Origin of the sequence: Vibrio sp. 10N.286.52.C3, from assembly GCF_041468865.1 — a bacterium.
Classification (GTDB): domain Bacteria; phylum Pseudomonadota; class Gammaproteobacteria; order Enterobacterales; family Vibrionaceae; genus Vibrio; species Vibrio crassostreae_C.
The window spans coordinates 1-11,120 of record NZ_JBFRJM010000044.1; the positions used below are offsets into that span (position 1 = coordinate 1).

The 11,120-nt window shown below is 41.6% G+C and carries 12 protein-coding genes; 7 read left to right on the top strand and 5 right to left on the bottom strand.

Translation table 11 applies throughout. The features are described from left to right. The 6 genes from AB4138_RS15695 to AB4138_RS15720 all read left to right on the top strand — a co-directional run. A partial coding sequence (locus AB4138_RS15695) for a hypothetical protein (protein WP_372306695.1) occupies nucleotides 1–363 on the top strand: 363 nt, incomplete at its 5' end. 91 nt (nucleotides 364–454) lie between these two features. Next, nucleotides 455–1,876 carry a hypothetical protein gene (locus AB4138_RS15700; RefSeq protein WP_372157525.1) on the top strand — a complete coding sequence of 474 codons (1,422 nt, stop codon included), beginning with the start codon at nucleotides 455–457 and terminating at the stop codon, nucleotides 1,874–1,876. Between the two features lie 3 nt (nucleotides 1,877–1,879). Continuing rightward, nucleotides 1,880–3,223, top strand: a complete 1,344-nt coding sequence (locus tag AB4138_RS15705; protein WP_372157527.1) for a hypothetical protein — start codon at nucleotides 1,880–1,882, stop codon at nucleotides 3,221–3,223. 89 nt (nucleotides 3,224–3,312) lie between these two features. After that, nucleotides 3,313–3,528: a hypothetical protein gene (locus AB4138_RS15710; protein ID WP_081231368.1), complete on the top strand. Its 216-nt coding sequence runs from the start codon at nucleotides 3,313–3,315 to the stop codon at nucleotides 3,526–3,528. A 269-nt stretch (nucleotides 3,529–3,797) separates the two neighbouring features. Next, entirely contained in the window at nucleotides 3,798–4,715 is a 918-nt protein-coding gene (locus tag AB4138_RS15715) for a hypothetical protein (protein WP_372157528.1), read from the top strand. Between the two features lie 493 nt (nucleotides 4,716–5,208). Further along, on the top strand, nucleotides 5,209–5,445 hold the full coding sequence (locus tag AB4138_RS15720) for a hypothetical protein (RefSeq protein ID WP_136987187.1): 237 nt from the start codon (nucleotides 5,209–5,211) through the stop codon (nucleotides 5,443–5,445). A 311-nt stretch (nucleotides 5,446–5,756) separates the two neighbouring features. Here AB4138_RS15720 and AB4138_RS15725 read toward each other — a convergent pair whose 3' ends face one another. From AB4138_RS15725 to AB4138_RS15740, 4 genes are all read right to left on the bottom strand, one after another. Then, complete coding sequence (locus AB4138_RS15725; protein WP_372306698.1) at nucleotides 5,757–5,891, bottom strand: hypothetical protein; 135 nt, start codon at nucleotides 5,889–5,891, stop codon at nucleotides 5,757–5,759. A gap of 6 nt (nucleotides 5,892–5,897) precedes the next feature. After that, nucleotides 5,898–6,923, bottom strand: a complete 1,026-nt coding sequence (locus AB4138_RS15730; RefSeq protein ID WP_372157530.1) for an EAL domain-containing protein — start codon at nucleotides 6,921–6,923, stop codon at nucleotides 5,898–5,900. Nucleotides 6,924–7,392: 469 nt separating this feature from the next. Further along, a complete protein-coding gene (locus AB4138_RS15735) occupies nucleotides 7,393–7,689 on the bottom strand; it encodes a hypothetical protein (protein WP_102305834.1) in 297 nt (98 codons plus the stop codon). 76 nt (nucleotides 7,690–7,765) lie between these two features. Further along, nucleotides 7,766–8,899 (bottom strand): hypothetical protein, encoded by a 1,134-nt coding sequence (locus AB4138_RS15740; protein ID WP_136987190.1) that lies wholly within the window; start codon nucleotides 8,897–8,899, stop codon nucleotides 7,766–7,768. 329 nt (nucleotides 8,900–9,228) lie between these two features. Between AB4138_RS15740 and AB4138_RS15745 the strand changes: the two genes are divergently transcribed. After that, nucleotides 9,229–10,353 carry a tyrosine-type recombinase/integrase gene (locus AB4138_RS15745; protein WP_372306701.1) on the top strand — a complete coding sequence of 375 codons (1,125 nt, stop codon included), beginning with the start codon at nucleotides 9,229–9,231 and terminating at the stop codon, nucleotides 10,351–10,353. 144 nt (nucleotides 10,354–10,497) lie between these two features. On the opposite strand, the gene AB4138_RS15750 is transcribed toward AB4138_RS15745, so the two are convergent. After that, complete coding sequence (locus AB4138_RS15750) at nucleotides 10,498–10,812, bottom strand: hypothetical protein (RefSeq protein ID WP_372306704.1); 315 nt, start codon at nucleotides 10,810–10,812, stop codon at nucleotides 10,498–10,500. Nucleotides 10,813–11,120 lie beyond the last annotated feature (308 nt).

The following is an 11,120-nucleotide window of genomic DNA, read 5'->3' on the forward strand; positions in this document are numbered from 1 at the left end:
GAGCTATCGGGTACGCAAGTGGCGATGGATACTCCTAACCAGTTTGATACATCGGTAGCACCTAACGATGGTGCAGAACATGACTCTATGATGCGAGAAAGTGGTACTCAACTAGCATCAACAGGATTTGACGCTCCAAACGATGGACATATGGACCCGAGTACGTCTGACGCAAACTTAGGAGACAACTCTAATAAGTTGGATATTGCGACAGCTTTAACTACTGGCGACAAGACAAATCTTGAAATGGACGCCGATGAAATTATCAATGGCGACAAGCTTGATACTGTAGTTGGCTTTGGAGGTTCAGTAGGAGAAATCGATGGTGACGTGAATTATGATCAAGACACAAAACTAACATAATGCCCATATTGATGACGTTTAATCGATATTTCTAATAACTAAACCCTATTGGTGTATACAAACTCCAATAGGGTTTTTTTTAGGTTTCCGAATGAAGATATATACCACAATCGCATTGATGATCATGTCGTTCGTTTCTGAAGCATATGAGGTTTCAGGGAGAAGTTTATTAATCATGGATGCGCAAACTACGGTTGGCTTAGAAGCTTTAGGTGTGGAAGCCGCTAAAGTTGATGCATTGGAACGAGTTGAGCAAACCATTTCCAAGGGAGACAAATATGGACTTGTGTATTCCTACCAGCCATCCATTCAGAAACTTATTGTCTTAGCTCAGGATAAAGTTGAATGCGATGTTGGCATTTGCTTAGAAACAACCATTAAATTGATAGTCGATAAACAAATTGCTAAGGCTATCACTCAAAGCCTTCATAACAGTGCTAGTGGCATGTCGCAACTTGAGTCAAAGCCCAAAGATGTACTAAGTGCGCAGCTAAACCAATTTACATTGATAGAGTCACGCCACTCTCGGTTACCAATTGAGTTCCGCGCAGAAGACGGAATCTATTCTCAGTGGTTAAGGCTCAGAGCAAAGGAACAAAAGGAGCTTGTTAAACGTATCAAGGTATCTACGATATTTAAGGATACGGGGTTCGTTCCACAAGAAGTTAAGCTGAATAAGGTGCCTGTGTTTGACTCAATAGGTGAGCCATCAACGTCTCAGTACATTGCCTATTCGTTTGTCCTACCTGGTTCTGAGAAGATGAATGATCTGGTAAAAGCCGTTCCATCTTTAATCTCTGATACTCGGTATGTGACTATGAAGATGAGTGTCCCAGAGCTGTCCATAGAGCAGGTCGAATTTAGGGCTAAGTACCATTGCATGTTATTCGCATCGGCAGATGATTACTTATCACATCAATCGCTGACAACAGCTCAGTTGTTTCACCGAGAGCCAGAAGTAGCAATCAACGTGTCAGGAAAGATAGTCCATATAGGTCGTGGGTACTATTACGAAAAAGGTTCCGAATCTGATTCAGTATTCAAGCGTTCAGGGATACCAACCTATTGTGAATTGCTTAATGGAGAATTGGTGTTTCCTAAAGATACAAAACAGGCAACTTTATTGGGGTCCCATGTGACGGTGTTTAGTACTGTTCGTATCCGGGAGGTAGCCACGGATTTCCATGGGGATGAAACGAATATTGATGATTGGCTTCTCGTTGATTCCAACTTTGATAGAGCATGGATAGAGTCACGTTATACAGATGAGATTAATACGATCCGACAAGGATGCATTGATGCGGTGTGTTCTTCACAGGTTATAACCCCTAAACAATTCATGTTGATGCTTAATGGCGAACCCCATGTTGCCTTCTCTAAAGTCGCAGCCGGAATGAGATACCCATTCAGAATTGAGCGCTATCAACCAACGTACCCTCTTGTTGTTCCATACGTGGGCTTACAGACCGCAGGGTATGGTACTGCTTTGAGTTCGTTAACAGTGGAGGAGTGATGTATGGGACGTATGTTTATTTTGTTGTTTCTAATGTCTAGCCTAGTGACTGCAAAGCCATTCGACGCAACTGTAGAGCGCGTAGTTCCGAGCGAGCAAGTAACGCAGGCTCTGTTTCAGCAATTGAAAGATGAAGCTGCGTTTTTAGCTGTCTCTAAAGCGGATCTACGTGGTTATGTAAAGACGAGTCAAAGTTATAACGGAACTTATCTAGAGACATTGAAGGTTCTACTACCTCTAGTAGCCGATGTGGATGTAGTTAGTCAATCAGTGAATAACTGCACTGGTGCTGATTTTAAATGTGTATCACTGACAGTCAATGTGGATATAGACAGAAGAGAGTTCCAGTCTCAGCTTGAAATGATAAAGAATGATGAAGTTTTAAGAAGAAGTCTGGAGCAATATCATAGGGAGCCTGGTCATCCTCTTCGAAAGCGCATTACGATGTTGTCTTCTCAGATCGAGAGTTTGAGTAAACGTGGTGAACAGTCTGATTTGATTAATTCGCTAAAGCTGCAGCTTCATGAGAGCAAGTTGGTGGAACGTGATATTAAGTCAATGCGAATTGTGACTGAAATTGCACGGCATTATTCGGATTTCATTATCTTTACTCAAGTTGAAGGTATCGAGCGCATTTCTAGTAACAGAGTGAAGGTTACATTACGTTCACGAGGTAGCTCATATGGCAATCATGACTTTGATTCTCGTTTAGCTGCGATTATAGATAGTAACGGTTATGCAATGGACATGTACCACCGAGTGGTGCATCAAGGAAATGTTTCTTCTCGCATCAGTCTAGGAAATCACTTTGATGATGGCCACCAGCTAAAAGTGCGACAGCTTTGTATTGAACCGAACTCCTTTGAATTTCATTCACCGGTTCTACAGGCTTTATATGAAAGTGACACGAAACTTACGCTTCCGCTTTATTCACAAAGTAGATTTGTACGAGTTGGTAGCTTCAAGGGTGAACCTGTACCAAAAGAAACAAAAGTGGATAGTTACTCTTACTGTATTTGGGACAAATTCGAATACCAATATTCAGTTGAATTGCCGGATAAAGAAATAGAACACTTTGCGATGTCGGCTAGTAGGTCAGCGGCCAGTCGTCTCACTATTGGCATAGAACCGGAACAATACGCTCAGATGTCGCCTAAGCAATGGCAAGCGTATATGGATATCAATGGCTTACTTGATGCTACCCACCAGAAAAAGCCTCGTAGGGTGTCACAGGGCGCAATGTTGCCAGCCTTTGGCAACGATTCAACGCGATACCGTGAGAATGTGATCATCGGTTGTAATGCGGATACCGGCGACTGTCTAGACCGAGCAATACAACACTTCTAAATACATTCCCCCCAATTTGGGTACGGAACATATTCATTAGTAGCTTTTTTGTTGTATAACTAAAATATGCAACAACAGGAGATTACAATATGTCACGAAGAACTGAGCAACAAAGCCACGATGATTTTTGTAATAGAATGCAGAACAACCGACGCAAAAATTCTGGAGTAAGGAGACGTGGCGTATCTCATCGTCATTCATCCCCTGAAAGAGAAGAAGACAAACTGTTTGGAGGTCTTCCATATGTTCATTGGCTTTCAAATGAGATGGATCGAGACAAAGCCTTTGAAGGTGACGATGATTAATGACTGCTGCGCGTTGCATTCCCTTCAATGTGCTTCACAAGTAGGGAAAATATTATGCTGTTTGAAGCGATCTACATTCAACAGTTTTACTCTAAAGGTTAAAATGGAAACTTAATTATCCAGTCTCAATCTTCATTACCTCGACACCTCTTTACTCCTTCACACCTAATAAACATCCAAATATCTTTCATTATTTAACCATTTTATCGCGTTATTGCTCCATTCTTTCTTTACTACCTTCGGTGTAAATGAATGAAACGGAGATGCGTATGGATTCCGATCTAGTTAATGGATATTTGAAAGAGCATCTATTCCCAAAGATGACCCAAGAAACAATCGATCAAGCCTTTGGTCACTTGGTCCCCAGATTAGGTGCTGGTGAAATGGTCGAGTTGTTATGCCCTTCCTGTGGAAACAAGGGGACCCACTTTTTAGGCACTGGCAGTTTCAACTGTGAGTCTTGTGGATCTACTTCGATTATCGACGCCTATTCAAACGACCACTCAGTAACACCACATCGCGCCATTATAGAATTATGTCGCCTAGCCGGTTTGAATATACCTGCTGACATTTACCGTGAACTCACACCTGAAGATATCAAATTCACGGATATCGTTATGGACATCGCGAGAATGAGAGTCTTGCCAAAAGAAGTGGAAGAGTGGGGGCTTTCAGTGGATGAACGCAATGTGCCTAACCATCTATCCTGTATTCCAGACGCTGAACAATTTATCGAATATGTGAACGCTGTTAACGGTTGGGTTCCCAATGCCGTTATTGATGCCATCACTGAGTTTCAAGGCGAACCCATCTTATTGTTCGTTAACAAAGGTCGCTTAGTGTTCATTAAACTCAATGGATACAGCTCCGCGAGATCACCATTCATCCGGTCTTACACAAAAGGCACTAACAAAACCAAGCGAGTGTTTGTCTCAGATGATCCACTGTTTATAGATATGTGTTGGTCTAAGGGCCTATCTGCATATTTTATCAATCCAAATTTTATGACCCCGAGAGCGATTGAGTTTCTGAGTGATGAATTCAAATCGAAATCGGTGGTTGCAGTGTGGACCAAAACCAAAAGCCAAGATTACGTATTTAGCCGAGATCAAAAAGTACATCGTTACGATTGGTTTAGTCGTAAGGTTCCAGGTTCTTATCAACGTATTGCGGAGTTAATTCAATGACTATTTTTAATGCAAAATATCAAGCGACGGTGCCTGTTTTAAATTTCGTAAGAGGCTGGGTCATTGTCCTTATTGGGTTTATGTTTTACACCTCACTGGTCAGCTCATCCCATAGTTACCACCCACCGGTGCAAGAAGTGATATCTCTTTGCCTACTTGCCGTCTGCCTGTCTTGGACTGAATTTGTAGAAATCAAAGAGGACACGGTTGAAACTTACTATCGCCATTCGCTACTCACCTTCATAAAAACACCAAGGTTCGTATATGAGATCCAAAGCGATTGGTCTTTAGAAGCTAGGCCCAGTTCATTTGGGTATACAATATGGACAGCCAAGAGCGATAACGCTTTAATTCAGATATTTCATACTGGCCATGTGTCTAATTGCTATAGCAAGAACTAAATTTTTCGTAAATTGTTGTATATAGCAAGTATGTTTGACCATTAGAGATTAAATGTATGAATTCGAAATTTGCTTTTTTTTTGGTAGCCTCAATGTCTTTCACTGTCTCTGTGTCAGTTGTCGCGTCTGAATCAGTGCAAGAAGGCGAGGGCAGTTTGAACCAACAATCCCTGAGCCAATTGGTAGAACAGCACGGGGACAAGACTATCGGTGGTTATGAACGGATGAATGAAGATGGCAACATTGAACAGTCTATTTATTCGGTGTCTGTACTCTTGGTCGATGGGGCGGTGAAGGCTGATCTTCAAGATAGTGAGCCAGTTAACTAAACGTTTTTGAAAGCACCCACCAGTTCGGTCATCAGTTACTTTTTCCTTTTCTTGCCTTAGTGGTGGGTTACAGTTTAGTCAGCATACCAAAGTCGTAGGCAAATAAATCTACTGTCGCCAGTGTCAATTTTAGTCTCATAAATAGATTCAATACTGACAATAGAAACTGCTTGTTCAACTAACCAGTTATTCAATCGCTCATGTGCGACATCCACAAGAAGTTAGTTAGCTGACGTTCTCGTGTTCATACCACATCCTAAAACATTAAATTTGATACGTTTTATCATCATTTTCCCTCTACGTTAGCCGTACTAAGACGCGTTGGTAATCAAGTTAGTCATTTGTTCTACTTCATTAGCGGATAGCGTTAATCTTGCGTCACCATGAGCCAATACAAAACGACCACTGACATTGACCAATCCACCTTTGGAACTTCCATTAGGCATCGTGTGTTAATGGTTGAAATTAGTATAATGTTGTTCGAAGTCATTGGAAGACAAGGGCTTTGAAAATAAAAAGCCCTGAAAACTCTCTATACCTGAAGATTGGTATAGTTGTAGTGCTTCTGGTGTCTCTATCCCTTCTAGAGTGGTGTTCAACCCCAGCTGCTTAGACAGGATGACAAAGTTTTCTAGCACTTTAATGCTTATCTCCTGCGATCTTGTATCATTGACTTTAAAGGTAATGAGGCTTCTGTCGAACTTGATTGTGTCGAACTTGATGGTCGTCAACATAGTCATACTATTGTGACCTGCAGTAAAGTCATCCAGAGCTAAATCGGCTCCCGACTGTTTCAGGAGCTCGATATTTCTGAGCATCATGTCATTGGTTTCAATTTTTGTTTGTTCTGTAATCTCTATTTCTATTGATATCCTTTCATTGACCACTGTACTCAAAGCATTGGCAATTTTTTTGATTGAATCAGTACACTGTAGAGTGTCGGCGGCAACATTAAACGATAAAGTGAAATCGTCAGTGATTTTATTTGTTATCAGCCAAACCTTTAATTGTTCGATGGCTTGTACAGCGATTTCGGTGTCTATTTCTGAAATTAAGCCTTCTTTGATCGAGAAGGGGATGAATTCTGCAGGTGGGATAACGCAACCTTGGCATTCCCAACGTGCCAGTGCTTCACAGCCCGTTATCTTTCCACTTGTTTGTGAAACTCTACTTTGAAAATACGGTTTGATGTCACCATTATCTAAAGCAGTGTTAATACGCAGTACTTGGTTATTTCTCTCGCGAATCGTGATTACTTTTTGCATTTGAGTTAGAACGAGTCGATTGCCAAAGATGATCCCAATGATAAACCCACTGCACGCCATAATGACGCTTACTTCTTGAAAGATAGAAAGCTCTACTTTACCTTTTCCAATCAAGAGCCCAGCTAGACAAGCGGTAGCTAGTAAAGGCATACACAGAGATATCGCAAGTACGTTCCTTTCCTTCGCATATTCATTTTGTATTGAGTTAGTCATAGCTACTTATCTCGATTAGGTTCATTTCATGTCCCAATCAATTGAACTCTAATATTAATGATAAGTGTGCAAATAAGGCCCTTAAATTCATACATAGATTGTACAAATATCGGTTTTAAGCCTCTGAGCTCTATAGGGTAGTTAGATATCCACAAAATTTGTTAGTTGCTGGTGGATAAATACACAAAGTTGATTTGAGTGAATAGTTTAAAGTCTGCAGGGTTCAAGCATCGGATGTATAGAATCTTTTGAACGACTCAATAGAGTAGAGCAACTTACTGTAGAAATGAAAAAGTCGCTGTTAGGCGACTTTCACTCTGCCACATTTTCATGTGGATTCGTCAATACGTTGTCATGGCGCATTATATTGCCACAAACTCATCTTAGGTGGGACGAGCTGCATTGTTGTCAAATAGACAATCGATTTTCGCCGCTTGACTGATCCTTCGTCATGAATCTCTGATCCTCACTACTTATAAAGAGTAGGGTTAACGGACAGTTTCAAGTTAGTGATTGTTGAATCAATCTTCTCAGCCCAAGCAAGAATTTGTTGCTTATCGAACTTTAAACGCGTCAGTACCATACTGTTTGGGGCTTCAATAGCTATGCTGCCCCCGTTGACGTTCGCAACACGCAGTTGATGGCCATAGTGGGGAAATTGCTCATGAAACTTCTGATTGATTTCTGCAATGTCTTGGAGCTTGTCTTTGATTGCCGAAAATTTAGTGTCCTGGAACACATCACACAAGCTTGTTGTCGCTCTCATAATTCTCTCCAGTTAGATGAGTACACATATGGTTGTACACCATCTAATAGAAAAATGAGTGTCGAATGAATAGGACCTAATTGTTACCCAATTGAAGGTTTTTGGCCTCAAGTTCTTTGATGATGGTCTGGTTATTCGCTAGTTCTTCTTTTTGACTTTCGTTTTGCTGAGTAAGACGCTTAACATCATCCTCTAGGCGGCTACTGAAGGCACCTTGTCTTTCGATGGTACTAATGTTTTGACTGTTAGACATACGTAGCTCAGTAAACTGATCTGATAGAGAGGTTAGTCGTTCTGATGCAGTACCAAACCTTATCGTTGCTTGCTCTAACTCGCTGGCTAGGCGTGCGTTTTCAGATTTTGTTGTAATGTATTCCGCTTCAACTTCTGCTAGGTCAGTGCTGAATTTGTTTCGACTCTCACGTAATTCTTTGATCAGTTGAATATCGCCCTGAGCCTGAGTTTCGAACCTGATGATTTCTCCGGATTTCTGAGTCACAGTGTCACTTAGTTCGGATATCTTGTTTCGACATTCATTGAGCTGAGTTTCTAAGTTGCCTATTAGTGTCTCTTGGTTTTCGAGTTTGACCTCAGTCTTGGCCACTTGGCTTTGAGCCTTATCAAGATCGATTTTTTGATTATTCAACTTGTCCTGCAAGCCACCAATCTCATCCGTCAGCCGTTGTTCAATACCTTCACAGTTCTTTTGGCTTTGCGCAAGTTCGGTTGTAAGCTTGGTTATCTCTTTGTCTTTCAATGAAATTGTAGTGTTTGATTCTTCAAGCTTAACACCGGCTAACTCCAGCTCACCCTCCGTCTTCAAAAGGAGTTCATTGGCCAGATCTGCTTCATCTTTATACATGAGAACTTCGGCATTGTGCTCTGCATCTTTAGCGGCGCTTAATCGAGTGATTTCAGTTGAAAACAATTCAACAAATTCATCGCTAAAGCCTCGTTCTCTGAAGAGGTCCATTCGTTTGTTCTTAGCTTGAGTGTTCCATTCACGGACATCCACGTTAATCGTGGAGGTAGATTTAACGTCCGGCATCATTGATAAGACATTGCGAACACTGGTTTTCTCGCCTTTAACGAAGAGCGAATCACAAATTTCAAAAACACGTTGGCGTCGTTGTAGTTGATCTGCGGTAAGGTCTTTCTGTGTGCTGATGTCGCTCATTAGATGGTACTCAAGTTCAGATTTCGATGTCATTCATTATAATCGAACATTGGTCGAACGTCCAGAACGAACGAACACCTGTTCGATGTTCGATAATTGTCGTGTGAAGCGAAGCACGGTAAAAATGTACCGTTCATTTACTGGATGCGTTGTTGTTAGAATTTTAGCCCCTCTACCCTCCAATAAAAGTGACACTGTAATTAACTCAGATAAATTGAATGTCAGGATAATCACGCGTAGATTTAAAGCCATAAATTGCACATTTTCTAGATCTCAGATAATTACAATTATATGTGATCTAGAAAAAATGCATGGAATTGGTTAGACTGTAACGAACTACGAAAGCATAAGTTGGAAATGATATGGTCGGCACTGAAATCTCACTTCATACGGACTTTTCCCGTTTAAGGCCAGAACATGTTCACCAGGCGATCATGCTCGCACGAAAGCACGGTACATCGAACGAACAGTACCAAAAAATTCAAGATGCTATTAACCATCTTTTGCGAGAGTTCAATAAACGTGAAGAGCGTTATGCTAAGAACTCACTTTCTCAACTCTATAGCAACTGGTCACGATTTGAGAAATGGTGTCACGAGCATGAACATCACCCATTGCCAGCAGCCGCAGAAACCATCGAATTATTCTTTGAAGATAAGGTCGACGACTTACACCGTAACTCAAATCGATCTTATGCGTGGGCCATTTCAAAAATTCATCGTATCTCGGGTTGTCCGGATCCATTTCTTGATGAAATCGTGCGTGACAAGATGGCCGGTATCTTTCGAAGAAAAGTTGAGGCGGGTGAACGAATTGTACAGGCTTCAGCGTTTCGAGAGAAACACTTAGATAAGATAACCGAATTGTGGCGTCATTCCCCTAGCCTACGGTATCGTCGTGATCTGGCTTTGCTGACTGTTGCTTATGAAACCCTACTTCGTGCGTCGGAAATCGCAAACATCCGTTTTGGTCACTTAGAGTACCCAGGTGACGGAACGGCTTTGCTGACTATCCCTATCACGAAATCTAATCATAGTGGCGAACCAGATACAGTGGTGTTTAGTCCAGAAGCTGTTGATATTATTTATGAATACGTAGAATTAGCAGGGCTTGATGACACAGATGAACAAGCTTTCTTGTTCGTCGGTGTGAGCCGACACAACACGCCATATAGACCAAAGTTAATCGACCCAGCCCACCCTGAAAGCGGCAAAAAACATAAGAAAATGACGTCATGGACTATCGAGCAGATCTTCAATAAAGCATGGGAAGCGCTTAATTTGGGCAAGGTTGGTATTGCCACTTTTACTGGCCACAGTGCAAGAGTTGGCGCGTGTCAGGATTTATTGACCGATGGATACACCATCTTGCAAGTACAGCAAGCTGGACGTTGGTCCACACCGGCTATGGTGATGAGGTACGGTCGCGGAATATTGGCAAAAGATGGTGCAATGGCACAGAAACGCGCATCTAGAGGACGAAAATAACCAGTCTTTTGAAACCCCGCAGCTGACAGCTGCGGGGTTTCATTATCCGCCGAGTCGGGTGAATTTCTCTATATTGATTTTAGCTTGGGGCATTTGCATTTTATGCCTCAAATTGAAACTACTGAAAAAGCTGGCTATATCTCTTTAGTTGTCGTTCGGGTATACAGAAACTGGCTCACACTCATTCCATACGGCTTGATCAGGTTTCGTATAAATCTCCGTTGTTTTTGAATTGCTATGAGCCATCCTCTTTGTGGCACTTAAGCCTTTCTTTTCAATCATTCGTGCCGCTAAGGAACGAATCTCATGGTACGTCGGTCTTTGGTTACTTGGTAAGTGCGATTTGACACCAACTTTGTCACGTATCTTGCTGAACTGCTTGCTTAGGTAATGACTTTGGACTTGGTAGATATGGTCACAATCTTTAGCAACGCCTCTTTGTCTTTGTATTGGTTTCATGTGGACGATATAAGGGCAGCGTATACGGTCTGTATAACTCATCTGCACAATGTCAAAGATAGACTGTGTGACAGGGATTTTTACTCTGGATGCCTCTGAATTTGAGACTTTTTGCCTATGTATATACAAGTAACCATAAATTTTTACGCCATCAACCATTACAGGTTGCTTATCCTCATTCCTGTAGTGGTACGCTGAATTTGGTCACTTAGTTAGAGGTGATATCATCACCTCATAAGTTAACAGGTGACACTATGACAAAACGTACAAGAAGACTATTTAGCGCTGAATTCAAATTAGAAGCGGCA

What these genes read in the sequence shown, in the direction of transcription:
- AB4138_RS15720 (WP_136987187.1), top strand. Translation starts at nt 5,209, where the DNA reads ATGTCTTTCACTGTCTCTGTGTCAGTTGTCGCGTCTGAATCAGTGCAA.
- AB4138_RS15710 (WP_081231368.1), top strand. Translation starts at nt 3,313, where the DNA reads ATGTCACGAAGAACTGAGCAACAAAGCCACGATGATTTTTGTAATAGA.
- AB4138_RS15745 (WP_372306701.1), top strand. Translation starts at nt 9,229, where the DNA reads ATGGTCGGCACTGAAATCTCACTTCATACGGACTTTTCCCGTTTAAGG.
- AB4138_RS15725 (WP_372306698.1), bottom strand. Translation starts at nt 5,891, where the DNA reads ATGCCTAATGGAAGTTCCAAAGGTGGATTGGTCAATGTCAGTGGTCGT.
- AB4138_RS15750 (WP_372306704.1), bottom strand. Translation starts at nt 10,812, where the DNA reads ATGAAACCAATACAAAGACAAAGAGGCGTTGCTAAAGATTGTGACCAT.
- AB4138_RS15735 (WP_102305834.1), bottom strand. Translation starts at nt 7,689, where the DNA reads ATGAGAGCGACAACAAGCTTGTGTGATGTGTTCCAGGACACTAAATTT.
- AB4138_RS15730 (WP_372157530.1), bottom strand. Translation starts at nt 6,923, where the DNA reads ATGACTAACTCAATACAAAATGAATATGCGAAGGAAAGGAACGTACTT.
- AB4138_RS15715 (WP_372157528.1), top strand. Translation starts at nt 3,798, where the DNA reads ATGGATTCCGATCTAGTTAATGGATATTTGAAAGAGCATCTATTCCCA.
- AB4138_RS15740 (WP_136987190.1), bottom strand. Translation starts at nt 8,899, where the DNA reads ATGACATCGAAATCTGAACTTGAGTACCATCTAATGAGCGACATCAGC.
- AB4138_RS15705 (WP_372157527.1), top strand. Translation starts at nt 1,880, where the DNA reads ATGGGACGTATGTTTATTTTGTTGTTTCTAATGTCTAGCCTAGTGACT.
- AB4138_RS15700 (WP_372157525.1), top strand. Translation starts at nt 455, where the DNA reads ATGAAGATATATACCACAATCGCATTGATGATCATGTCGTTCGTTTCT.